The 25,927-nt window shown below is 47.1% G+C and carries 16 protein-coding genes and 1 tRNA gene; 10 read left to right on the top strand and 7 right to left on the bottom strand.

The features are described 5' to 3' along the window. Window positions 1-194: 194 nt before the first annotated feature. Both QET93_RS10020 and QET93_RS10015 read right to left on the bottom strand, forming a co-directional pair. Entirely contained in the window at window positions 195-2,375 is a 2,181-nt protein-coding gene (locus QET93_RS10020) for a hypothetical protein (RefSeq protein ID WP_280132297.1), read from the bottom strand. A 95-nt stretch (window positions 2,376-2,470) separates the two neighbouring features. Then, entirely contained in the window at window positions 2,471-3,943 is a 1,473-nt protein-coding gene (locus tag QET93_RS10015; RefSeq protein ID WP_322189970.1) for a hypothetical protein, read from the bottom strand. A gap of 306 nt (window positions 3,944-4,249) precedes the next feature. Here QET93_RS10015 and QET93_RS10010 point away from each other — a divergent pair, with 306 nt between their 5' ends. The 5 genes from QET93_RS10010 (at window position 4,250) to QET93_RS09990 (ending at window position 12,245) form a co-directional block, all read left to right on the top strand. Continuing rightward, a complete protein-coding gene (locus QET93_RS10010; RefSeq protein ID WP_280132295.1) occupies window positions 4,250-7,795 on the top strand; it encodes an adenosylcobalamin-dependent ribonucleoside-diphosphate reductase in 3,546 nt (1,181 codons plus the stop codon). A 196-nt stretch (window positions 7,796-7,991) separates the two neighbouring features. Further along, on the top strand, window positions 7,992-8,951 hold the full coding sequence (locus tag QET93_RS10005; protein ID WP_280125959.1) for a hypothetical protein: 960 nt from the start codon (window positions 7,992-7,994) through the stop codon (window positions 8,949-8,951). Between the two features lie 27 nt (window positions 8,952-8,978). Then, on the top strand, window positions 8,979-10,205 hold the full coding sequence (locus QET93_RS10000; protein WP_280132294.1) for a hypothetical protein: 1,227 nt from the start codon (window positions 8,979-8,981) through the stop codon (window positions 10,203-10,205). A gap of 36 nt (window positions 10,206-10,241) precedes the next feature. Continuing rightward, window positions 10,242-10,775, top strand: coding sequence for a Cys-tRNA(Pro) deacylase (ybaK, locus tag QET93_RS09995; RefSeq protein ID WP_280132293.1), 534 nt, complete (start codon window positions 10,242-10,244; stop codon window positions 10,773-10,775). A gap of 204 nt (window positions 10,776-10,979) precedes the next feature. After that, window positions 10,980-12,245 (top strand): ankyrin repeat domain-containing protein, encoded by a 1,266-nt coding sequence (locus tag QET93_RS09990; protein WP_280125956.1) that lies wholly within the window; start codon window positions 10,980-10,982, stop codon window positions 12,243-12,245. Between the two features lie 415 nt (window positions 12,246-12,660). Here QET93_RS09990 and htpG read toward each other — a convergent pair whose 3' ends face one another. Then, window positions 12,661-14,508 carry a molecular chaperone HtpG gene (gene htpG, locus QET93_RS09985; RefSeq protein WP_280132291.1) on the bottom strand — a complete coding sequence of 616 codons (1,848 nt, stop codon included), beginning with the start codon at window positions 14,506-14,508 and terminating at the stop codon, window positions 12,661-12,663. Between the two features lie 182 nt (window positions 14,509-14,690). On the opposite strand from htpG, the gene QET93_RS09980 reads away from it, so the two are divergent. From QET93_RS09980 to QET93_RS09960, 5 genes are all read left to right on the top strand, one after another. Beyond that, window positions 14,691-15,164 carry a universal stress protein gene (locus QET93_RS09980; protein ID WP_280125954.1) on the top strand — a complete coding sequence of 158 codons (474 nt, stop codon included), beginning with the start codon at window positions 14,691-14,693 and terminating at the stop codon, window positions 15,162-15,164. A gap of 7 nt (window positions 15,165-15,171) precedes the next feature. Then, window positions 15,172-15,987: a TIGR00282 family metallophosphoesterase gene (locus QET93_RS09975; protein ID WP_280132290.1), complete on the top strand. Its 816-nt coding sequence runs from the start codon at window positions 15,172-15,174 to the stop codon at window positions 15,985-15,987. Further along, on the top strand, window positions 15,984-16,877 hold the full coding sequence (locus QET93_RS09970; RefSeq protein WP_280132289.1) for a tRNA threonylcarbamoyladenosine dehydratase: 894 nt from the start codon (window positions 15,984-15,986) through the stop codon (window positions 16,875-16,877). The genes QET93_RS09975 and QET93_RS09970 overlap by 4 nt, the downstream gene beginning before the upstream one ends. Then, the gene (locus tag QET93_RS09965; RefSeq protein WP_322189969.1) at window positions 16,874-17,452 is read left to right on the top strand and encodes a hypothetical protein; all 579 of its coding nucleotides are present in this window, start codon (window positions 16,874-16,876) and stop codon (window positions 17,450-17,452) included. Before QET93_RS09970 ends, QET93_RS09965 begins: the two co-directional genes overlap by 4 nt. Before the next feature lie 74 nt (window positions 17,453-17,526). After that, window positions 17,527-17,612 (top strand) — tRNA-Leu (locus QET93_RS09960). Between the two features lie 985 nt (window positions 17,613-18,597). Here the strand turns inward: QET93_RS09960 and QET93_RS13250 are convergent. From QET93_RS13250 to QET93_RS09945, 4 genes are all read right to left on the bottom strand, one after another. Then, complete coding sequence (locus tag QET93_RS13250; RefSeq protein ID WP_345786082.1) at window positions 18,598-18,822, bottom strand: GtrA family protein; 225 nt, start codon at window positions 18,820-18,822, stop codon at window positions 18,598-18,600. A gap of 131 nt (window positions 18,823-18,953) precedes the next feature. Beyond that, window positions 18,954-22,358, bottom strand: a complete 3,405-nt coding sequence (locus QET93_RS09955) for a glycosyltransferase (protein ID WP_322189968.1) — start codon at window positions 22,356-22,358, stop codon at window positions 18,954-18,956. Window positions 22,359-22,442: 84 nt separating this feature from the next. After that, window positions 22,443-23,384, bottom strand: a complete 942-nt coding sequence (locus QET93_RS09950; protein WP_280132286.1) for a glycosyltransferase — start codon at window positions 23,382-23,384, stop codon at window positions 22,443-22,445. Window positions 23,385-23,412: 28 nt separating this feature from the next. Then, window positions 23,413-25,650 carry a glycosyltransferase gene (locus QET93_RS09945; protein WP_280132285.1) on the bottom strand — a complete coding sequence of 746 codons (2,238 nt, stop codon included), beginning with the start codon at window positions 25,648-25,650 and terminating at the stop codon, window positions 23,413-23,415. Between the last annotated feature and the right edge of the window lie 277 nt (window positions 25,651-25,927).

Below are 25,927 nucleotides of genomic sequence, written 5' to 3'. Positions count from 1 at the left end.
TTATGATTCCGCTGGTGAGGAGCACAGCCAGGAAAGGGGAAATACCGGAGAGATGAACCATAGTTTTTTATACGATGAAAGAGGGATGGGGCTTTCAAGAAGTCTTGATTATTTCAACGATCAAAGAAAAAACTCCGGCAGAACGAGGTGCTCTGCCGGAGTTTTTGATGAGATGTGAGGAGGAAGAAAGTCGTTTACTGGTTCAGTTTGTTTTGCCAGTAGGCGGCTTTTTCTTCTTCGCTCATGCCTTTGCGTTCCTTTTGGAGGTTTTTACGGTTGGCAATCAGCTTACGGATGTTTTTGGCCCGTTCGGAGACTTTGGGATCGGTATCTTTTATGAATTGGTCCAGAATGTCTTTGACATAAGGATATTCTTCAATGGCGATTGACACGGTGGCGAGAATCATCATTTTTGCATCCTGGGCTGCCTGGGCAAGTTTTTTGTCGTCGGGGGCGGCGGCGGCTTGGGCTGAGAGGTCGTTAATGCGGTCTATTTCCGGTTGGAAGAGCGCTTTACCTTCTTCGTTGCTGCGTTGTCCGAGCCTGTTTCCAAGGACGCTGGATATGGAATTCCTGATTTCGCGCACAGTGGATTCCCGTTCCAGATCCGGATCTTTCCATGTCATGAATTCACGGAGGAGAGGGATGGCATCGTCGCTGACACAACTCTTCATGGCGCGGATCGCCGTGATTTTGTTGATGAGGGGACTGTTCTTGACGGTGTCCCTGAAGAATGAAATAGCCATAGGTTTGCCGGTTAGGGCGAGGGCCTGGTAGGCAATGTTTAATCGTTTGGCTTCTGTATCTTTGGGGGCAGAATTGGCTGCTTTGACGATTTCTTCAGCGATGAGGGATTTACCGGCATCGTCAGCTTTGTCCGCCATGGAAGGGATGGCAGTGGCAAGAGCATCGACGATATGTGAATCGGTAACTTTGGTGTCGGGATTGAACAGAAGTTTTAACAGAGGGGTAATACTGTTGGGGTCAAGGCCAAGACGCATTTCACGCAGTACGGTGGCTTCCAGTTCCTTCTGATTGGCAGCGGCGAGTTTGCGCTGAAGGAGCCAGAGATGCTGCAAGACTTTGGGGTTTTTCGACGAGGCCAGGATGGAGGTAAACATCGAAATCTGTGTCTTGGTATACTTCTTCGGGTTATTGGTGATATCCGTAATCGTTTTTAAAGCAATCTTGGGATCCAGCTGGCCCATGACGGAGAGCAGATGGATGGCAGCCTTGGCTCCTGTCGGGTCTTTTGTTCCGCGTATGTGGTCAAGAAGGAAGTCCGCATCCTTGGCATTGGGGGTGACTTTTGTTTTGAATGTTGCCGCATCGTATTTCAGGATATCTCCTCCTTTGTCTGCGCCAAGGGAAGAGGATTCCTTCCCGAGTTCGACACCAATTTTTTGCAATTCGGTATATCTGGCGTTGGCCTTCCGTATTGCTTCGTCTCTTCCGGAAACATAGTAATAGGCGGCTCCGCAACCGATGGCGGCGATGCAGACGGCTATGATGCCGAATTTGATCGGCTTTTTGCTCATGATGGATTCCGGTTGGGGGGCGGAAGAAGAGGCGTCCGGAGATTGCGGGATGCCTGCAGTTGGCGGGATGGAACCACCGCTAAGAGATGGACTGGCAGGGGTGCCGGGAAGCGGAGAAGAAGTCGCTACTGGTTTTGGCGTGATGGCCGGCGATGGTGAAGGTGCGGCAGAAACGAGCGAAGCTGGAGTAGCCAGTTTCAAGCGTGGTGCTGTGCCAGGTGAGGACTCCGGTGCTGGTGCGGGGGCTGCAGACACAGAGGGAGACAGACTGGTAGCCGTGGCCTGGGCTGCAATAAGAGCTTCCTGGGCGGCTTTCAATTGTTCCAGTGCATGTTTGACTTTGGCATCCAGTTCTTCAGCTTGGGGGGCTTCCCCTTGATAGTACGGAGGCTGAGCTTCTTCTGCAGTTTGTGCCGCGGCGAGTTTTTCCTGTTCGTCACGTATAGCCTGTTCGTAGGCGGTGCGTTCAGCAGCCGCCCGTTCAATTTCCAGACGCTCTTCTTCAGCTTGTGCTGCGGCGATTTGTTCTGCTTCCAGGCGTTTTTGTGCCGCCTGTTCTGCGTCGAGACGTTCGCGTTCTGCCTGTTCGGCGGCCTGGCGGGCGAGTTCTTCCTGTTGGAGACGGAGTTGTTCTTCTGCCAGCAAGGCTTGTTCTTCGGTTATCTGGGCTTGTCCTCCCGGGGTGAGTAACTTGCCTTGCGATGCTGCCTGTGCCGCTGTAGCGGGGGAAAACAATTTGGGGCGTACTTCGGATTGGCCTCCTGCTGGAACTCCGGTGATGAGGGTTCGTTTTTTCAAAAGAGGAGGATTGGGCTGTGAGTCGGGCTGGTCACTCATAGGAAAAATTGTCTGCTAAGAATAAAAAAAGTTTATGAAAAAGAGGGCTTGTCGGCAATCAAAGAATGTGGAGATATGGGAAATACAATGGGATATTATTTGACGAGGGGGATGGCTCCTGTGAGGAAGGTATCCTCGGAATTGGCTCCCTGGGTTATTTTTTCCAGAATAATTTTGACGGATTTAACCGATCCCTTGAAGTAGGGCGGGATGACGAGTTGTTCATTCCAATCGTCGCGCAGAGTTGCTTTGAATTCGTATTGCCCGTCGTTGAGAATGACTCTAATACTATGGGGCCTGTTATACAGGGAATAGGCGATGGCGGGGTGGCGTCTTGCTTCAGTATCGCCGTTGCGACCAAGGCGGACGGGAGAGATCCCCGGTTGGATGAGCAGTCCTTCCAATTTTTGCGGAGTAGGGAATGTGATGAGAATGAACTGTGATTCTCCATCGCCTTCCGCTCCTTCAGCCCAGAATCCTTGACTACCCTCCCGCAGGTTGTCTGGGGAACAGGCATTGCCGAACGGATCGGCCCCAGCTGAGGATGATGTTTCAATTTTGTAATCTCCAGGGATGCGAATCGGGGTGTTGTTCAGTTTCAGTGAAGTACGTTTTTCATTTGCATTTTCGCGAAAACTCAGACGAGGTCCGAATTCCAGGGCAAGGGTATCGGTCGGGGGCTGTCCGGCCTGCGGAGTGAAATCCCATTTCATGACGCCTTTTTCGGAGCGTGTAACAGCATTTTTGTCCTGCGGAGAGATGAGATTCAGGGAATCGGGGAGCATTTCCTCCGAAAAGATAAGGATTTCTCCGTGCTGGATGGGGGCGGACCAGGTACGGATGGCATTGAGATCCATCTGGAAGAGCAGAGGATTCTGAATGATTTGTGCGCCATCTTGATGAGGCAGATACTGGCGTGTTTGGCGATAGGGAACGGTGAAATGGATCGTGAGGGTATTAGGCCCTTGTTTCAGTTTGGGGGAAAACGTCAGCCAATGCGTGATATCGCTGACTTGTTGCAGAGATGGTGCCTGGTATTGAGGATGCCTACCTTCGACCTGCTTCCATTCTTCGGCCAGCTGATTGACTCCGACACTGATGTCTCCCAGCGATTTGGAGAAAGGAACGCGGTGGATGGGCAACGGGGACGATGCATTGGCTTCGGCATCGGGCAGTTTGTACTGGAAGGGAATGCCCATAGGCAGTTTCTTGCCGGCTTGTTGAGCGTCACAGGTGAGAGTACATGTATAGATGACGAGCACTTCGTGCTGGCGGACGGCCAGATCGATATGGACGGAGTCGAGGCTGACTCCGTCCATGGCACTGAGGTTCATGGGCATGGGAATTCCGGGAATGGGTGCCGGGAAAGTTGCCGTGTATTCCGCCTTCGCCTGGTTCTGCTGGGGCGCTTCTTGCGTTTGAGATGGCTTGTCTGTGGGAATGGGGGCTTCTCCGCAGACGGGAAACGAGCCGGACAGTAAAAGCCCGGCGGTCAACATGCAATGAAGGGAGAACGGCAATTTCATGGATTCCCATGATGATGAACTGGCATTTTTCTTCAAGCTCATTTCCCGCCTTAACTCCTTCCGGCTTTCTCTTGGATGTGATGAAAAAAATTCATCCCATGGATTGATCTCCCTCGTCGGAAAACGTTGAGACTTCTTGATAATATACTATATATTGTGGTGCGACAAAAGGAGTCACGCAATATTTTTCTTTTCCTCTCCATGAAGATTCGATAGAAGAAGCCACTACTGCAATCCGGAAACCGGTTGCCATCCCCCCCTTCGGCCATGAAAGATTCTGATAACGAACAGCTATCCTTTTTGCCTAATCAATCTCAACCTTCACCTACTCCAAAAGAGCCTACAGAAATGAGTACCCCTCCTTCCGCACCAACGACAACTGTGCTGAAATTGCGCAATGGGCAGGAAATCGTCCTTCCTCCACGTAAAGATCTACTGGGCGGCCTGAAATTTACCAGGAGATTTTCCTCTCCTTCGGTGTTCCCCTACGATGAAGTGATTTGGGAACGTCGCGATGTCCGTATCATGGACTGGAAAACGGGCAAGCCTATTTATGAACGCCTGGGGGTGGAAGCTCCTGCCCATTGGGATGACAACGCCGTCAAAATTACGGCTGACAAATACTTGTTCGGCAGTGTTCCCGGTACTCCCGAGTATGAGGAAAGTTTCCGCAACGTGTTTGACCGTGTGGCCAATACTTATACGGTGTGGGGGTGGGAAGAAGGCTATTTTGCCGATCTGGAAGACGCCGAAGTGTTTAATGAAGAACTGAAAGCTATGCTTATCAAGCAGATTTGGGCTCCGAACTCTCCGGTCTGGTTTAATATCGGGCATTGGGAACAGTGGCGCTGGGGACGTCCGGATCTTCGCGACTCTTACTCCGGTCATGGCAATAAGTCTTATCATACCAAGGGATCGAAGGAAAACCTTCAGACCTATACCCTGCAGTCGACTTACGAATATCCGCAATGTTCCGCATGCTTCCTGACGGAAGTGGGAGACAGTATGGAGGATATTCTGGAACACCTGACGACGGAAGGCCGTATTTTTGCGTCCGGTTCCGGTGTCGGCATCAATATTTCGTCTCTGCGTTCTTCCCGCGAGCCTATCAGCGGCAAGGGGCGTTCGTCCGGTCCTATTTCCTTTGATCGTGGATGGGACAGAATGGCCGGAGCTATCAAGTCCGGGGGGAAAACGCGCCGTGCCGCCCGCATGGTGCTGATGTTCAGCGATCATCCTGATATCTTCGATTTCATCAATGTGAAGAACCGTCAGGAAGATGTCGCCAAGGTTATTCTTCGTGAACACAATGTCCATGTGGAACTCAAGCGCCTGGCTGAAACCAAGCTTATTGCCGGTACCCCTGCGGAAAAGACGGCTGCCCGCGTGATTCTATCTTTGCCGTTGACGACGGATGAGAGTTTCGATCCGCACATGGACGCCTTGTTGTATGGGGAAACCCTCTCCAACCAGAATGCCAACCATTCCGTTTCCCTGAAGGGCGACTTCTGGCAGGCTCATGCCAGTAACGGCAATACCTATACCCGTTGGGTGACGAATCCCTCCCGCATCGAACAAACCTTTCGTGCCCAGGAACTTCTGGAATCCATGGCTAAGTCTATTTGGGAAAACGGTGAACCCGGCGTACATAACAATGACGTGATCAATCTTTGGAATCCCGTCAAATCCATTGGAGACATCACAACCTCCAATCCCTGTTCCGAGTACGTTTTCCTCAACAATACGAGTTGCAACCTCTCATCGTTCAATGCCTACCGCTTCCTTCGCAAGGAACATGGCTCCGTTTCTTTTGATGCGGACTCTCTCGTGCATGCTGCCCGTCTGGCTATGGTCTGTGCCGACTTGAATGTAGAGCGCGGCGGATTCCCGATTCCAGAAATCGCGCAGGGTACTTACCGTTTCCGCACGACTGGTATCGGATATGCCAATGTGGGAGGAGCCCTGATGGCTATCGGTGTACCTTACGATTCCGACGAAGGCCGCTGGATTGCTTCCCAATTGTGTAGTCTGTTGACCGCAGCCTGCTGGACTGCCTCCGCGGAAATGGGAGCCGAGTTGGGTTCTTATATCGAATACCCGGAAAGCAAGAATGACCTGAAGGCTGTTCTCCGCCTGCACCGCGCTACCCAGCAGCTTGCTTCTTCCATCACCGGGATCAAAACGGACAAGGATGCAGAAAAGATTATCTCCGGCATTATGGATAAGGCAGACGGTCCGTTGCCTGAAGCACAAGGACTGAATGCCGCTTACGCCCTCAATGCCTATTTACGCAGTTTCAAGGCTCCTTCCCGCATGAATGCAGACCGTGTGGCTTGTGCCCGGGAACTGCAGGAAAAGGCTTCCGAACTTTGGGATAAGGTCGTTAAGGCCAAGGTCTACCGCAATTCCTTCGTGTCTGTGATGGCTCCTACCGGGACGATTTCAGCTCCGCTGGGGTGTTACGATGAAGGAACGACATCCATTGAGCCGGACTACACTCTCGTCAAATGGAAGCAGCTTGCAGGAGGCGGTTCCCTCAAAATGTTCAATCGCCTTGCTTTGGAAGGTCTCCGGACATTGGGATATGACGAAAGTTATGTTGTTGAAGCCTCTTTTGAAGTTGCCGGTATCGATGGCCTGCTCAGTGCCTGCGGCGGTCGTATGGACGATGTCGTTTCCCAGCTGATCCTGGATCCCTGTGGCGATGAAGCCGGTCCGGTACGTGCCGCATGGCGTCGTCTGTTGAAGGGTTCCGAAACCCGTACCGAAATTTTGGAGAAGGTGACCTACATCACCAATCCTTCCAACATGCCCGTGTTGTCAGCCGATGAGCTTATCATTGTCAACGGCGCTGCGCACATTGAATCCATCCCGTGGCTCCAAAAGTCGGATCTGGCCGTATTTGACTGTGCTGCGACCAATGGAAACGGCGTGCGCGCCATAGCCCCCTCCGGTCATGTCTTGATGCTCGGGGCTTTGCAGCCGTTTATTTCGGGGGCTTGCTCCAAGACGGTCAATATGCCTGTGAGCGCTACGGAAAAGGACATTTACGATTCCCTCGTCTTGTCTCACGACCTGGGAGTCAAGTGCATCGCCATTTTCCGAGCCGGTTCCAAGGCTAATGCCGTTTATGTGGTGGATACCCCGGAAACGCGCCGCTTTAAAGCCGACCACATTTGGAAGCAGCTGGTCGACGGAGGCCAGGAAGCTATTGATGAAATTATTGCCGAAGCCTCCAAGCCACGCCAGAGGAAACTTCCCGGTCGTCGCTTGGGACAGACCGTCAAGTTCTCTGTGGGAGGACAGTTGACCGGTTACCTTACGGTCGGAGTTTACACCGACGGTACTTGCGGTGAAGTATTCGGACGTTTGGGGCAGGTTGGTTCCTTTGCCTCCGGGATGTTTGAAGCTTACTGCAAACTTCTTTCTACTGCTCTTCAATTCGGAGTACCGTTGAAGGAAGTGGTCAAGGGGTTCCGCAATTATTCGTTTGAACCGTCCGGTTTTTGCCGCGTCGGGGATGATACGGATGGGGATACCTGTACGGAGATCCGTTCCTGTGCTTCTGTCGTGGACTTGATTGCCAAGATCCTCGCATGGCTCTTCCCGGAAAGCCATGGATATCGGTTACGCGACGTTTTTGCCATTTCCAGTGAAAGCATTCTGATGCATACGCTGGATGCCGCTCAGGTGACTGCTCTGCCTCCGCGTATGATATCAGCCCCGGCTTCCACGGCTCCTGCTCCGGAGGAAGAAAACCGGAATGCTGCCATTGACTCCGGTCTGAACGGTGCCGCCATCTGCCCGCAGTGCCACTCGCTTTCCTATGTGCAGGATGGCAAATGCAAGGTGTGCCGCTCTTGTGGATACAAGGATGGCGGTTGTGGGGAATAACCCTTGCATGTTGGTTTTTTACCATTCAGGGAGGCCGTTTGAGGACGGTCTCCTTTTTTATTATCAAGTATGGTCCGTTCTTTGGAAGACAACGCCTTGAGGCTCCGAGACACAAATGATGGGCTTCTTTTTTCTTGAACTGAACCGAACGATTCATGTACGTTAAAACCATCATATACTACCTTTCAGACAAATTGTGAAACCTGCAATCGATATACGCAACGATGATTGGCCGGAGGCCATTTGGGATGTGTCCGGTATCTTCGCCAATGACCGGGAGCTGATCTATTTCCACGACTACTTTCTCAATCATTTCGGATTAAAACCCTTTTCCCTGGTTCATGGATCTCCGTTGTCAACATGGAACAGCGGTCGCGTCCTGCCGCATTTGCTCCGTTCCGGGGAAGAACTGGAACTCTGTATCAAATCGTGGCAGGAACGTAAGGTTGCCATGGATTTGACATTTTCCAATCCGTTCCTGACCGAGGAGAATTTGAAAGAGGCATTGGGTAACTCCCTTCTGGAAGTAGCCGAACGCGTCAATCCGACAGGGGAGAACGGAGTGATCATGTCATCTGATCTCCTTTATCAGTACATCAAAAAGCGTTATCCCAAAGTCAAAACCGTTTCTTCCATTCTGAAGGTAACTATGGAAAAAGGTGGGGGAAATCTCGACTATTACAAGCGCTTGGCCGACCTCTACGACAAGGTGATGCTGCACCCCAATGATAACGACAACTACGAGTTGCTTGAAAAATTGGAGGACAAAAACAAATACGAGATAATCGTCAACGAGAACTGTGCCCGCCAGTGCGCCATCAGGCATAAGCACTATGAATCTCTTTCCAAAATGGCACTGAACTTTTTGGGGCATACGGATAATTTCGATGACTTGCGCAATAAGAACGCATGCGCCAAAATCGATGTCCTTCTGGGAACCTCTTCCCAATGCACGACCCAGTTAAGCCGCGAAGAGATGAAAACGTTGTACGACATGGGATTCCGCCGCTTCAAAATACAGGGACGCGGCCTTGGCAATGCCGGTGGGGAGATCATGGATCTGCTGCGGTTGATCTTGAAAAAGGATGACGGTTCCCCCGTATCGACAGATGCTATCATCATCCGGTTTCTGGAATCCATGCGCGAAATCATTTAATCATCATATCGAGAGGAAGCAATAAACATGAAGGAAACATCTCTTCCCTCCGAAGAAGGCAAAGGCAAATCCGCCCCTAAGGGCAAAGCGAAGATGGCCCGTTCATCTCAAACCGGCAAACAGGCAAGTGCTGCCCAGGTAAATCCGGCAACTCAAAACACGAAGAAAGGCCCTGGCAAAAAAACGGTGGCGCCTTCTGTTGACAAACCCCAGAACAGGCCTGTCAGAAAGCCGTCTGTGAAAGCCAAACCGGAATCCCTGCAATATCTGTTCCGTTCGGACATGCCGCTGGCTGACTGGAACATCGGCGGTGTATTCCGGTGGGACAAGCTTTGTATGGGGGTACTGGGCACTCTCATGCTCTTGAAAACGCCGGAAGTAAAATTACCGGAATTCAGCGGATGCCCTCCCTGTTTATGGGCACTTAACTGGTTTACCCCGGAGCCTCTTATGGCTCCCAACAAAATCAGAGCTACCATCGAAGCCTACGTGAAGGAAAAAGTGGGTGTCTTCCTGTACTTCGACAATCCGTTCCTGACGCCGGCGGATATGCGCGATACCTTGTGCAACGGCATGATCAATCTTCTTGCCGAATGTAATCCCCATCGCCTCAATGGCGTTTATGTGGCTTCCCCGCTTTTGGCAAAACACGTACGGGCCAATTTCCCGGGACTCCGCATTCGCCTGGCCGCGAATTTCCATATTAAGGAAAAGTTCCGTACGGCCCAATGGTACAATAACCTCTCCATGCGTTATGACCGTGTTGCTTTGGATCCCCGGGATGGAATCAATACGGAATTGCTTTCCAAATTGCGCGATAAAAAGAAATTCGAAATCACGGTCAACGATACATGGTTGGATTCAAGCCAGGTACGCCGGAAGCATCTGGAGCTTCTTGGAAAAATTCTCCGAGAACCTTTGAATGTTGACTATAAGCTTGAACGACAGAAATACTTGCAGGATGCCGGCATCCTGGATCCGAAAGTCCCGTTAGGTTCGCGACCTCTGACCTTGACCGTAGGGGAGGTGAAAGCCATGTACGACCAAGGATTTCGTCATTTCCGCCTTCAGGCGGAAAGTTTGAGCTGCGAACTGACATTGGCTCATTTTGCCGTCAAACACTTTTTGACGGACGAACCGGGAACGGAACACAAAAAAGCCGTTTTGTTGACAACTCTTCTTATTCAGCGTGATCCTACTGTTCCCTCGCTTCCGACAAGCATGAAAAACTACGTGATCCGCCATTATGAATAAATAAGGCGGTAAGCGTTGGAATGGGTGATTGACACCATGCCTAAAAACAAGGATAAGGAGATCAAAACCAATGTGATGCGCATCCTGGACGGATGGAGTGTCGACTATCGGTATTACACGTATGAATGCGGAGAATTCATTGATGCTCTTCATACGGCACGTTCTCTCAATCAACCTCCGGAAAAACTCTACAAGACTCTCGTAACGGAAGGTGCTCCCCGACAATACTATGTTTTTGTCATCCCGATTGCCATGGAACTGGATCTGAAGAAAGCAGCCCGAGTTGTCGGTACCAAATCGCTTGCCATGATTCCCGTCAAAGACATCAACTTCGTGACTGGGTATATCCGGGGAGGTTGTACGTCAATCGGAATGAAAAAGAAGTATCCCACAGTGATCGATTCTTCGGCAAATCATCGTAAGTCGATTATTGTTAGCGGTGGACGGATCGGTTTGCAGATTGAACTTGCTCCGGAAGATTTGCTCCGTGTTACCAGTGCTCAATTTGCCGACGTTGTCGCTGGAACAATCAGTGTGGGAGAGATGGAAAAATCGCAATCCGGGGAGTGACGATTTTTTTTACAGCATGACAAATCATCTGCAATTGTGTATAATGATTTGAAAATTAGGTGTTAATAAATTGTTTTTCTAAAGGTTTTTGGAAAAAAGTTAAGTGCTGTAATGGAAAAAGCTGGAAAAATTCAAAAGAAGTTGGGATATTGCTGACCTCAGCAAGGAAACATACCCGACGATACGCCGATGAAAAAAGACGATATGCCCCAAGAAGAGAATGATTCTATCTTCATGTTCGATCCCGATAAAGATTGGACGGATGAACCGACCCAGGAGGACGAAGGAGAAATGACGGAGCTGGGTGCCGCATGCCTTTTCTATTCCATAGATGAGATCCGGCAGTTGCTTGACCAAGGAGAAGATGTCGATGGACGAGATCCCGAGGGATTCACTCCTTTGATGCTTATGTGCGAAGAAGGAGATGAAGAGAACTGTGAAGAAGTTGTACGCCTCTTACTCGAGCGCGGCGCCAAGGTTAATGTCCGCAGTAAAGAAGGCACTACACCTTTGATGTTGGCTTGTCGGAGTGCTCGGAGGGGTATCGTTCGTCTTCTTCTGGATCAAGGAGCCATTTTCGAGGCTCGTGACGATAGCGGTTTTACTGCGCTGATGTATGCCTGTATAGGCGGAGACGTCGAGATTGTTCGCATGCTTCTCAAGCAGGGGGCAGATCTGAATGATCGTGAAGACGAAGGTGTTACTCCTCTGATGTGCGCCAGCATTTCTGAAAACATGGAAATGATCGATTTTCTCCTCGACCTGGATGCCGATGTGAATGAAACGGAACAGGAAGGCGGTAGAGTTTTGTTGACTGCCTGCAGGCTGGGCAATGTGGAGCTTATCCAAAGATTTTTGGATGCGGGGGCGGATATTGATATTCGGAATGTTGATGGATTGACTCCTTTGATGATGGCCTGCAAGAGCAAGAATATAGACGCCGTCCGCCTGGTCCTCGGTTTGGGAGTAGACGTAGATGCTGCCGATAACAATGGCGTCACTTCCTTAATGATGGCTTGTTCTCTGAGCGCCGCGAATATTGTGCATGCCCTTTGCGATTGTGGCGCAGACTGGAAGATCCGTGACAAACGCAAACGATCTGTCCTGATGTATGCCAGTGAAGGCGGTAGCCATGCCATCGTGAAATACTTGGTTGATCAAGGGGCGGAAGTCAATGATTCCGATGTCGATGGGGACACCGCCTTAATGTATTCCTGTAATCAGGGTTTCGTTGGAGTAACCCGTGTTTTGGTTTCCCGAGGTGCCGAATTGAACGTCAAGAACATTGAAGGAATGACTCCTTTGATGTTTGCTTGTGAAGAAGGCAACCGTGAAACGGTCCAATTGCTTATTTCCCATGGTGCTGATGCCGCTGCACAGGATATTGCTGGTGATACCGCAGCTGTCTATGCTGAAAGATTCGGTCACCCCGAACTTATCAAACTCCTTTCTCCCAAAAAGAAAAAGTAAACGGCTTCCTCTTCTCTTAAGGAAATTTGTTTTCTTTTTCCATACTTCCTTACAAATAGAATAGACATTCCGCCCCTGTTTTTCAATTTTCCTTCGCCGGAAGTTGAGAAACAGGGGTTGTTTTTATAAGGTGGAGTTTAATTTAAGCGAACTATTTTCTACTTCGAAAGATATCACAATTTCTCGATTTGAAAGAATCCAATTGGCTTCGAGTTAGCTCTTACCAATTATCTATTATGTTTTCCGAGCCTGCCTAGGTTTCTACGTTTCCCTTTATTTCGTCGTCGTATGTAGAGCCTCCAATCCAAGAACGGAATGAAGTTTTCAAGTAATCCGAATTAAAAATAGGCTGCATCCAAAAATGGATGCAGCCTGTGTATGATAAATGAATGGAACTCTTTGTTATGAGGAGGATTTAGTCCTTCTTGTTCAAAAGGAGTTTCTCGAGGAGTGCTTGGGAAGACTGCGCCATGTCTGCAGGATTGGTGAGCATACCGGCGCGGAGCAGGGCTGTGTTGGTGATTTGGTCTGCAACAAGCTTGGCCAGATCGGGATCTTCCGTACGGAGGGTTGCGAGACGGTGGACAAGGTCGTTTTTCGGGTTGAGCTCAATCTGCGGATGGGATTCCGGAACCTCCTGTCCCATGGCTTTCATGTATTCCCGCAGTTCATTGTTCATATCGTCGGCGCCATGGAGAGCGACGGCGGCACCGGAGACGAGGCGTTTGCCGAACGTGATTTTACCGAATTTACCCTCGTAGAGTTTTTCCAGCCATTCCTGAAGGGAACTTGCTTCGTTTTCAGGCAGATCTCCTTCCGTCGAGGTTGTGCCACTGTCAGGAAGAGTAACATCGGAACGGTCAATGGCTTTGAGGGGTTTGCCGTCGATGCTGGACAGGGAATCCAGAACGAATTGGTCGCCGTGGTCGGTGAAGAAAGCGACTTCGAACCCGTGAGCCTTGAAAGCTTCGAGATAGGGGCTGGCTTCGATCATTCCACGGGATTCTCCGGTGAGGACGTAAATATCCTTCTGGTCCTCCTTCATGCGGGAGACGTATTCTTCAAACGAGGTTGTTTTTCCGGGTTCGGTGAAAGTGGATTCGAAACGCAGGAGTTTCCCGAGAGTTTCTTTGTAAGCCCAGGCAGTGACTACTCCTTCCTTCATGAACCGGGAGAATTTGGAGTAGAAGTCGCTATAGGTATCGGGGTGGTCTTTGGCAAGTTTTTCCAGGTGTTTGAGGAAACGCTTGGTGAGGATGTCGTTGATTTTGCGAATCAGGGAATTATCCTGGAGCATTTCGCGAGAAATGTTCAAGGGGAGGTCTTCGCTGTCCACGACACCGTGGAGGAAGCGGAGCCACTCGGGCAGCAACCCCTCCGGCTTGGAGTCGATAAGTACGCGTCGGCAATACAAGGCGACATTGGGCTCAACGCGTCCGAAACCGAAGCTTTCCGGATTTTCCTTGGGAATGAAGAGCAAGGCATTCAGGGCGATGGGGGCATCGGCGCTGAAATGCATGTAGGAGAGGGGTTTCTCATCGGTGTGGGCAATGAATTGGAAGAATTCGTCGTACTCCTCGGGTTTGATGTCGGACTTGGACTTGGTCCAGATGGCCTGGACGGTGTTAAGACGTTCCCCTTTGAACTCGATGGGGAAGGGGACAAAGTTGGAATATCGGGTGAGGATTTCGCGGACTCGGTATTCTTTAGCGAAATCGGCATATTCCTCTTTGAGGTGGATGACGATCCGAGTGCCGCGGTCGACATTTTCAGCGGTGTCGATGGTATATCCTTCGCGTCCGTCGCTGGTCCAGACGAGGCCTTCTCCCTGGGGATGCCAGGTACGCGTGTAGACTTCCACCTTGTCGGCAACCATGAAAGAACTGTAGAACCCGACACCGAACTGGCCGATAAGGTCGGCATTGCCTTCGGCGTTCTTCAGGGCTTCGAGGAATTTTTTGGTACCGGAGTGGGCGATGGTGCCGAGATTTTCGACAAGGTCGTCGCGAGTCATGCCAATCCCGGTGTCGGCGATAGTGATGGTACGTTTTTCTTCATCAGTAGTGACGGAGATATCCAGAGCTTTGTCCGGTTGGTAGATTTCCTCGTTCTTGAGCTGGACGAGACGAAGTTTTTCCAGTGCATCGGATGAGTTGGATACCAGCTCGCGGATGAAGATTTCACGGTCGCTGTAAAGAGCATGGATGACGATGTCCAGCAACTGCCGGACTTCTGCCTGGAATGTATGTGTTGAAGTACTCATGTGTGTCTGGAGAAATATGAATGGTAATTGAGACATTAATGCCAGGGAAAAGTCTCAAAAGTGAAGACCTATATTGCGTCATAAGCAGGTAGGAGACGGGAAATGATGAAAAATAACGTTTTCTTCTGAATTGAGAACATTTTCTTGATGCAAAGTATGGATCGTGATGATAATGTGGTGACATGAAAAAAGTACTTGTTGCCATTGATTTTTCGGATGCCTCTGACCAGGTGGTGGAAAAACTCGCCCATTTGGTTTGCTCGCAGGAAAACACGATCGTATATTTGCTCCATATCCTGGAACCCAGTATTTGCTATGAAGTGACGGGAGTGCTGCCGGACGATATCCCGTATCCTGTTCTTGATACGGAGGAACGTACCGTGATTCGTTTGAGTGCTTCGAAATACCTTCACACCTATGCGGAAAAACTTCATCAGCTCTCCGGTGTCCAGGTGGAAGAAATTATCAGTGACGAATTTGAGGTGGGTGAATCCATCATCCATTACGCCCAGGAACATGAGATGGATCTAATCGTCCTCGGTAAACATGGTCGTGGTTTCTTGGAAAGCGTTCTGGTGGGCAGCGTCGCCACATCCGTTGTCAGGAATTCCCCCTTGCCCGTGCTGGTGATTCCCGTCGCCAAAAAGAAGAAATAATCCGTTCATGCTTACAATCCTGTTTGTTGGGGATATCGTCGGGGAACCCGGACGCAAGGCCTTCATGCATATGTTGCCGGAACTTAAGCATGAATTTGGCGTGGATGTAACGATTGCCAACGCTGAAAACGCTGCTGCCGGTCGTGGACTGACTCCCAAGCTGGCTCAAGAACTTTTGTCGGCCGGTGCCGATGTATTGACTACCGGGGACCATGTTTGGGATCAGCCCGAATTAGCTCCTTGGCTCCAGTTGGGGGATGCGAAAGTTCTACGTCCTCTCAACTATCCTGAAGGTACGCCCGGAAACGGTAGCATCGTTCTGGATACGCCGAAGGGCAGGGTAGCCGTCATGCAACTTCAAGGGAGGTCTTTCATCCAGCCTCCACTGGAGAATCCTTTCCAACTGGGGGAATCGGAAGCCATTCGCCTGCGTGAGGAAGAAAAAGCGAACATTATCTTCGTAGATATACACGCGGAAACAACTAGTGAAAAAGTCTCTACCGGTTACAACCTGGACGGACTGGTCTCTGCCGTCATAGGAACCCATACCCATGTCCAGACAGCAGACGAAATCATTTTGGAACAGGGGACGGCTTACCTGACGGATGCCGGCATGTGCGGCCCTTCCATCGGTGTCTTAGGGAGGGAAAGGGAATCCATTATCAAGAGATTCCGCACTTCCATGCCGGCCAAGTTTCCCGTCGCCGGATGGCCTGTGCGCCTTTGCGGAGCAGTCATTCGCGTAGATGAACAGACAGGAAAAGCCTTGGATATCGTACGCATCCAGAGAATGGTAGAAAAATCCGACCTGCATGCCTCATGACAACACCAGTGGATTGTTTCGGCGGGATCGGCCGTCTGTATGGCACCCCTGCCTATGATTACTTTCGTCAAGCCAGAGTTGCCGTTATCGGGATTGGCGGGGTAGGTTCCTGGGTAGCAGAAGCATTGGCACGCAGTGCCGTGGGTACCATCATCCTGATGGATATGGACGATATCTGCGTGACCAACACCAATCGCCAACTGCATGCTCTGCATTCCACCTACGGCACAATGAAAGTAGATGCCATGGCTGACCGTATTCTTGATATCTGCCCACAGACCGAAGTTGTGCGGATGGCTTGTTTTTACACGGAAAAGAATGCAAAACTTCTTTGGGAGGAACACCCTGACATTGTCGTAGATGCCATTGATTCCATGGCATCCAAATCTCACCTTATTGCTTCCTGCTATCGTCAAGGCATACCTGTCGTCACATGTGGTGGAGCCGGAGGGCGCCGGGATGTTTCCATGATCCGTGTCGATGATATCGCTCGGACGGAAGGGGACCCGCTGCTGTCCCGCCTTCGCAGAATTCTCAAACATGAATACGGAATGCCATTTCATGAAAAGAAACGCAAGCTGGGCATTCCCTGTGTTTTTTCAGTGGAAAAGCCTGTTTATCCCACCTGCGATGGAGGTACCTCCTGCCAGAGAGACCCCGGATTCCATAGTCGTATGGCTTGCGATGCAGGTTTCGGCTCCGTTTCCCACATTACGGGGACATTCGGACTTATGGCGGCCGGGGAAGCCTTGCGACTGTTAGAAAAGCAATCCAGGAAACACGGATCATCGGTAGAAGAGGCATCTCCATCGCATGGCGATCCGGATTCCTCTGACATTGAAGTTCCCGGGAACTCCAATTATTGTAGCAAAACTTCCGACGGAGAATGAAAGACTTAGGACATCTTCTTCCCTTGACTCCGTCTGCAACACGTATCATACCCGTCCCGTCCATGAAAAAACTGCTCCTCTTTACCCTCTCCTTGGCCTGCTTCCCTTTGACGCAGTGTAATACCATGTTGAAAGACCAGCAAGCTATTGCCTTGCGAGAACAAGCCATTTCCGCCGAACCTAAAGGCAATTATTACATTGGCCGTCGCTATCATGTTCCGGCAACTCGTTTTTGGGGTTATTTACGTAAGCCCGGTTCTTCTTGGCGAGATGCCCAACTCGTCATCATGGACGAAAGTGTCAAACTGGTTCCCGACCGTTATCCGGAAGTCGGTTCCTCTCCCTCCTTTGCCTTCGACGACAACTACGAATACCGCATTTATGGCCGTTACACCGGAAAAACAGCCTACGAACCTAATTCCAATCTCAAACTCCCTGTTTTCAGACTGACCGGCTACGAACTGATCGACAAAAATCCCGGCTGGCTTTTCAAACCATCAGAACGTCGTTCTGATGAAGCAGTTAGCCTCCGTCCCATCATCATGCCACCTCCTCTCTCCTCAGAAACTCGCTAATTTTTTTCAAAAAGAGCTTGCAAAAATAGGCTAGAGAAGATATAAATCTTTCCGCCGACTGGCGACACCCAAGTGCTCGGGTGGCGGAATTGGTAGACGCGCTAGACTAAGGATCTAGTGGTGATAAACCGTAGGGGTTCGAGCCCCCTCTCGAGTACCAACTGATAAGCCCCTTAATTCGAAAGAATTAAGGGGCTTTCCTTTATCAAAATATCGAGCTCTCCAATTTAGAGTCATTATCAAAAATCGGCACGAATTCGCAAAATTCGGAACACGTTTGGTAGCCATTGGTAGCCGAAATCGCTTTCCAAAAGACTCGTTTACAGCGGTATGTGAAGCTTTGAATTTTGAAGAAACATTTTTGCAGGGCATTTCACATACATTTCCGTTATTTTCCTGTTTTTGAAGACTTCTTTCCGGGATTGACGAGATTCAGGACATGACCTGTCGTCGAAATGTGCTACAAAGGGGCGATGCCCAAACCTTCCGTCATACGATGCGTGCTTGACGAACAACGCAAGGCCCAAAAGAGGAAAACGATCTACCGTGTTTCCATACCGGCTGAGTTGTCGGAAACAGGCAAGAGACAAAATCGTTATTTCACGACACAGAGGGAAGGCAATGCCTTTGCTGCTCAACTGAGGACAAGAAGAAATGCGGGAAGGCAACAGCGTATTTCAGATTTCTGCATCTGAAGCGCAGTTGTTAAGGGAAGCACAGCATATTCTGGAACCTTATGGCCTTGATGTCTTTGTGGTTATCAAGGAGCTCGCACCGCTTTTGGAACAGATCGGAAATCAGACGTCTTGTTCGGATGGGGATGGAGCAGGAAAAGAGAGACAGTAAATCCATTCCTTTTTGTGACGCTGTATCAAAGTTGCTGGAAGTAAAACAACACGTCCAAAAACGCAGGGAAAGCACGCTTTTCCAAATACGCTACATAACGGGACGCATCGGCAAATGCTATCCGGATTTTACTGTGTCGCTCCTTTTCCTGCTGACGATGGAAGACTGCCGGAAGATATTTGGCAGGACCTTCTGTACAAGTTAATCTTCATACCGTCGTGCAACAACCTGTGATAGGGAAGGAGAGGGGAATTTCTTTGCGGCTTATTCTGTACATTTCCCCTTCAGAGCGATGCGAACTAGAATAAAGTTGACCGGACATACATAAACAGCGGGGCCAGTGACTGACTGACTCCAATCCAGAGAAATACATTGAGCAACACTATGTGCAGACCATAGTTCACCAAATGGCTTCCGATAACCCCGATTCCCTTCTTGACGTCTGGTTTTGTTTTGAATGTGAAGTAATTTGACAGGTAATAATTCATCACAAAACTTAGCTCATACGCTACATTCACATTCATCCACAGGGCCAGCAACAAATACAACCCATAGTGGACGCCCGTAGCTAGAACGCCTACCAAAAAAACGTACGCCCTCTCCTCCGAAACACTGTTTGAGTTGCTCCAGAGTCGTTGGTAAATTGGCCCTAGACTTAGAATTTAAACAAGTACGAGTTCCTGAATTTGCGCCTGGCTTTCGGAAAGATGATGAATTTGGAAAGGAGGCGGACAATTTTGTTAAGCTTTCTGACTCGCTTCGAATTTTTCCATTCTAAAAATAATTCATTCTCCTCAAGGAACTCTTGCAAGTAGTCCGTCCATTCCTGAGGATTGTTCACAGACAATTTTTTATGGTTCAAGAATCGCAGGACAAGTTCTTGTTGCAAGGTTTCATTACTATCGAGGATTTTTTTGAGAATATCCTGAAATTGATCGATCTGCAATACTATGTCTTGGTGTTCGTTCAACCATTCCACACAGATTTGATCTTTTTCACGATTGACGCTCTCTTCCAGGAGCCGTTCCAGATGACTTACCCACCAAAGTTTTCCTCGGCCATGTGCATGCGCATAATCGATGATGTCCTTATAATGGTGTTTTATTTTTATAATCTGCCCGGCTACAGAATCGATCATCTCCGGAGTGAGTGCAGGCATGCAGGGTAGGGTAAAACCGCATGCAAGGAAGTTCAGATTCGTTCTCAGGCACTTTTCACATTTGCCGCAATTGCGCTGGATATGGGATTCTTGAGATAAAACATTTTCCCAACATACGCGGAGATGGTGGGTTGCCAATTCCCATTTCGATACAAGAGCCGCTTTTTCTGTTCTTCCATATTCCAACCCATCCAGGTGGACATTGAAAGTATCCGATGAAAATAGAGGATCGGTAATTGGATTACTTCCCCAGATATTGACGAATGAGTCGATATAATTTCTGGAACCGCCAACTAACAAGTTGGGATACAACGGTGCAAGGAAGGAGCCCAAACCGGCAATACAGGCAATGTGTGTGAATGCCCCCCATTCCTGCCCAGAGACGACATGCTGTATTGGAAAATTACGGAAATTGCTCTTAATTGAATGCAATTGATCAATTCCAAGATCTTTGAGCATCATCAAGGAATTTTGCCATGATTCCTGTAAAAAATCCTGTTTGTTCAAGGGGATGTCAGCACCTTCGATCATCAGCCCCGCTTGAATGGATAGATTATTGTTTCCAACCATTCCCTTCCGGTGGCGGTAACAGGAAAAACAGGCATCCAAACCACCGGAAAAACAGACTAACGCTTTCTTTGAAGATTGAATGACAGCATCGTCATTGTAAATATTTTCGGGAATTATGGTGATTGGAGAACAGATCCCAGGAGAAGTATTGCACCAGAATCCGACCATTTTCTCGATATTTTTCAGGAGAGATTTGCTAACGGTTCCCTTGATATGAAATTTTCCTCCATAGGACATCATGTGGAAAACCAGCATGCGAATCCATGGATCGCTTTTTGGCTCAATCTGGTCGATGTGTTCGACGCCGGATATTTCTGCATGCACAAGGAAATTCCCCTGCGGAGAAATAAACCGCGCTCCAACCATGAAATGGTTGCTATCGGTTTGCAAAGGTTTGAGAGGGACAATGGCCCGGTCATAGTCAAATGCCGTAGGATTCATATCCTGCCAGAAAGGGAAGTCGTCCGGATCTTTCAGGAAGTGAACATGAGGATATTTTGAGAAGGAAAGCTCAAAGGTATTGGAAAGTTTGCCATAGCTGTTGTCCAACATGTAGACTTCCTTATTCATTAAGAATGATCCGATGGCACCATGCAAGCGATCGGATAAAACAATATCTGCCTGGTTAATAAGAGAAAGAAATAGTTTTACATACTTTCTATTGATTTCCGGATTTTCACAATCATCGCTATGCAAGGCGGATAGGTCAAAGGTATTGAATCCCTTGTAAATTTCTTTGTCGGCCCCCAATGTTCCTTCGCGATCACTGCGGAGCAGGAGAAGTATTTTTTTCCCATTGGGAAGAGTAATGAGAGAATCTTCTAATCGTTGTCTGAAACATAATTCCTCAAATGTGGGATCCGATGGATTTTTATCGAGAAATTCTTTTGCATTCATCGATAGAGCGATATCGTCGGAAACCAGGAAGCGGGCTCGATAATTCCTTGATTTGCAATAAGAAAAGCTCGTCCAATCTCTGCAGAAGACGGTAAATCGTTCATCAAAGACCGCAAGGAGTTGCTCGCAATTATGTACACTTTGTGGAAGAACAAGGCAGTTTTTGATCCTGGGGTCAGAAAAGATTTCAATGAACCATGGCTGGCAATTCCAGTCCGGAATGAATGCTCCCCCTCCTCCATAAACCATATTGTAGGAGGTAACACCATGATCTAAAGATTTGTATTCCTTTGGAGAGAGTCCCGAACGGGAAAATAATTCCTGTGTGGCTACGGCAATAAGGGCATCACCGACGTTGCCAGGATTTGGTTTGTAATAAAAAGAATCCCATTCGGCAAGTAGATCCGTGATCTCGGATGCTGTTCGATAATAGGACTGCATCAACTCATGGGCACTATCGGAACATTTCATGAGATCAATGAATTCCCGGATACCGGGATTCAGTGCGCTAAAGAAATCGTTGTCCTTGCAATAGGATAGGAGTTCAAGAAATGTTTTCTTCACAATAGTAAAAGATCGTTTCTTATTTTCCAGAGGGGTATCCCAAAAAACCCAGTATAACTGTTCAATCAGGCAATGGGAAAGACAACTGCGTTTCAGAGATTCATCCTGGATTGTCCGGAAAATAAATTCTGCCTGGAGTAGAATAATCTGGCAGAGAGAATCAAAATGCATTGCTCTTGCCCGAGTAATCGATGCTTTGTGCTGCCTGTAATAATAAAAACTTTCTTTCCGTAATCCGATTCGTTGGGCTTGAAACAATGCTTTTCGGAAAAAGAGATTGTCTTCAAAATATAAATCGATCGGGAAACGCAGGTGACAACGTTCTATGAATTCCCGATTCCATAGTGTCGTACATGCCATGACCGGAAGTTTCCACAAAGCATTCCAATCTGATGAAAAATCGTTGTAAGTGAAGCATTTGTCGTTGAGATGCCCAGGAATAATTGCAGAGTAATCCGTATAGGTATAAAATTGTGTGTCCTGAGTTTCTTCAAAGTACAGGTTTGCCTGGAACATGAGCATATCGACTTGATCGGCATTCGCTTGTTCCCATAAACATTCAAATGCATTTAATTTCAGCCAGTCGTCCGAATCGACAAATACCACATATTTTCCCTGGGCAATGTCCAGGGCATTGTTGCGGGAAGCGCTTAATCCCTGGTTCGATTGATTAATGATGGTGATCCGCGAATCTTGCGAAGCATATTCCTGAAGAATAACTGCACTTTTGTCTGAAGAACCGTCATTGATACAAATGATCTCCAGATCGTGTAATGTCTGATTGACTATACTATCCAGACACTGACGTAGATATCGTTCCGTATTATAGACGGGAACAATGACCGATATTTTTGGAGATGATTGATTCATAAATTGAAAAGGGAAAAGATGAATTTGATAGATGGTAAAAATTAAACTGGTCTGTGAATTGTCTATTGAGAAAATTTGAATATATTACTTGGCATTTTTTATTAATTTTCTATACATTATGTAGCGCCGCAATTTGTTTCCAATAAGACGAATACATTTCTTTCTATTCAAATCCACAAGTTCGTTTTGGAAAGATTCCCACAGCACTTTCTTGTCTCTTTCCTCGGATCGTAGAATCAGATTGAATTGTTGTTTAAGGATATTGGGAAAAATATTCCGAAGAATGAATTTGAATTCTTTCGATCCGAAACATTCGTTGTAAATATAATTCAATCCAATATGGTAATCTTGAATTTTCCGAGGAGTAACATTTGTTTGTGTAATTGATGAGGGATTATAGGTATAATTATATAGTTTTGTTTGCAGAATGATGGTTGTGGGCTGGCTTTTCAATAGACAGACAATATATGGATAATCTTCAAAGTATATACCTGGAATAAATTTCCTGTTCTTAATTATTGAACTTCGGAATAGTTTTCCCCATGCCGTAAAAGAGATACTCCATTTCCCTTTTTTATTACAAAAAAAGAGTGGTTTATTCGTTAGTTTATAGGGAGTGTCTTTCGAATTGTCAATTTGTGAAATATCTTTATAAAGGTGATCAATTCGGACATATGAGAACGATACTACATCGGCGGTATGCCGCTCTGCCAATGCGTGCGTAATTTCAAGTGTTCGAGTATGAATAGAATCGTCTGAATCAACAAAAAGGACATATTTTCCGGATGCGGCTTCCAATCCGTTATTTCTTGCTTCTGAAAGTCCTGCATTGTTCTGTGCAATGATTTTAACCCTGTTGTCGTTTTTAGCATATTTTGCAAGAATGTCAGCGCTTTCGTCGGTAGAACCATCGTCTACACAAATTACTTCGAAGCCGGAAAATGTTTGTCCAAGAATAGAATCAAGACAATTTGAAAGATATTTTCCAGTGTTGAAAACTGGGACAATGATAGAAATTTCGGGCATGAATATAATGTTGTAGGTATCGTCCTTGTTACAATTTTCCGCTGTTGGATAAGGCTATGATTTCCGTAAGGTTGGCATATGTTTTTCCATCGATTTCATTTTTAAAGCGATCAATTCCAATATTCCTTAAAATAGATGCTGTAATATGGCTGAGAGCTAATTTATTGTCGCTTGATGACAAATCATCTACAAGGGATATGATATTATAGGATAATTTGAAGAATTCATCGGCATATTCATGAATTATGTGATATTTTTCCAGATGGTTGTATATATCAATAATAATAAATAATCTGTCGTGGATATATGATTGTTGAGAAACCATGGAATTTCCGGTTATAGAGCCTGTTCTTCTGTAATAATTATAAAATTTTTCATTTATGAAATAAACACTTTTGGCGAGCGTAAAATATTTCCAGAAAAATGAATTGTCTTCGAAGGCCAGACCTTCTGGAAAGCGAAGATGATATTGGTCAATGATGGATTTTTTGAATATCTTGTTCCAGGCGACTACATTGCAGGAGGCTAGTACTGATTTATCGATCTTCTGAAATTTAGTCTTATCAATAGCAAAGAATTGATCATCACTATTTTTGATAAAGAGGAAATCTGGATCGTATTTGACATCAACTCCACAGACGGAAACGTCTGCACCGCTTTCTTGCATGAACTTCATCATGGTTTCATACATGTTAGATGCGACAGTGTCGTCTGAATCGACAAAAGCGACATACGGAGCTCTGGCTGCCAGGATTCCAGTGTTTCTTGCCGCAGACAGACCTTTGTTCTTGTCATGATAGATGATTTTGATGTTCGGATGCGTAAGTGCGTATTCTTCAAGAATCTTCCGGGAATTATCCGTAGATACATCTTCAACACAAATGATTTCTATGGAGCCAAGAGTTTGATCAGCAAGGCTTTCAAGGCATGGAACAAGGTAGTTTTCAACGTTGTAGACAGGGACGATTACTGAAAGAATGGGAGGAGGTTCTTCTGTCGTGGAGTCGGGAATATGCTGGGAAGGAATATCGTCTGGAATAATAGAAGCGATAAAAGTATCAAGCATGGCCAGGAATTGCGATTTGTACTCTTCTTTGAAGGAAGAGGAAAGCAGTCCGAGCTTCTGTAAATTGATATGAATTGTATCCTTTAAAAGAATGAATAATGTTTTTTGTGAAAAACATTGATCTTTTGCATAGTATAGCAGTTTCTTCGAAATATCAATTTGGTCTAAAATTTTCTTTTTATACATGGCATCTTCCTTTCTGGGAGATGCTGAAATACCGGCAAATGTATTGTAGTAATACTTGGGGGAATCTTCGTCCAAAAGAACAATCTTGTTTGCATGATAAAATGCGCACAGATTGAAAAACTGATCCTCTCCAACAAGACCTTCGGCAAAGGATATGTCATTGTGATGGAGCAGCAGTTCTCTTTTATACAAATGTTTGCATGCTCCGGTGTTTGAATTTTTGTAGAGAAGGTTAATCTTTTCGCTTTCTCCTATGTATTCGCTTTTTTCTATTTTGCAATATTCGTACCATGTTGCAAGGCGTATCATTCCTGTTTTATCCCGAACAAAAACTTTTGCCGATGTAATGTCGGCATTCGTTGTTGTGGCGGATAGATAAAGTTTTTCTATATAGTTGAAATCGATAAAGTCGTCTGAATCAATGAAAATGAGATAGTCTCCATGCGATTCACGGATACCAAGATTTCTGGCGATTCCCTGTCCTTGATTTTTCTCCTGTCTGAGTATTTTTACACGGGAATCAATTTCAGCAATTTCCGATATAATCTGAAATGAACGGTCGGAAGAACAGTCGTCGATACATATGACTTCGATGTTTTTAAATGTTTGATTGAGAACTGTAGCGAGGCAATAACCAATATATTGCTCGACATTGTAGACAGGGATGATGATGGATACTTGCTTCTGATATTCATCAGGTAAATAGGAAACGAGATGATCCTTTATTCTTCTGAGAAGATCGGCATGGCTCCTTTTCAGTTCTTCTTCAAATACGTTGTTATCTTGCAGTTCATAAAAATCGTAGTAATTCGACGTTTTTTCTTCGTCTGAATCTGGAGAAGTACAGGGTGAAATCTGTATATATAATGGCTTATTGAGATTCCTCCTCCATTTGCGTCGATATTTTGCGATTGGAATTAAAAACAGTAATGACTTTAAAATTTTTCTTCCTGTCGGGAGTTTTTGTTTCTCTTTGAAAAATATTTGATTATTTTTGTCCGATTCTTGTTTCATTATGATCTAAATAACTTTAGAAGGAGATAATATACTTTCCCAATTTATGAAAATAAGTTGTTGGCAATCGTAGAACTGAGCAGGCGTTTTTGTCGACAAATTCTAGTTTCAAATAAAGGAAATCGCAACAGACTGTGGAATGGGGTGAATTCATGCCGAACGGTAATTGTCCACCAGATAGAGAACTCTCGAAAAGACACTCTCTTGCTCAAAGATATCTCAATGTCCATCATTTTACGCCACCTGTCCAATAATGAGCATAATATTGTTTCATGAC

The organism is Akkermansia sp. N21116 (genome assembly GCF_029854705.2).
In the GTDB taxonomy this organism is placed as follows: Bacteria; Verrucomicrobiota; Verrucomicrobiia; order Verrucomicrobiales; family Akkermansiaceae; genus Akkermansia.
This window is presented reverse-complemented; position numbering and strand designations above follow the sequence as displayed.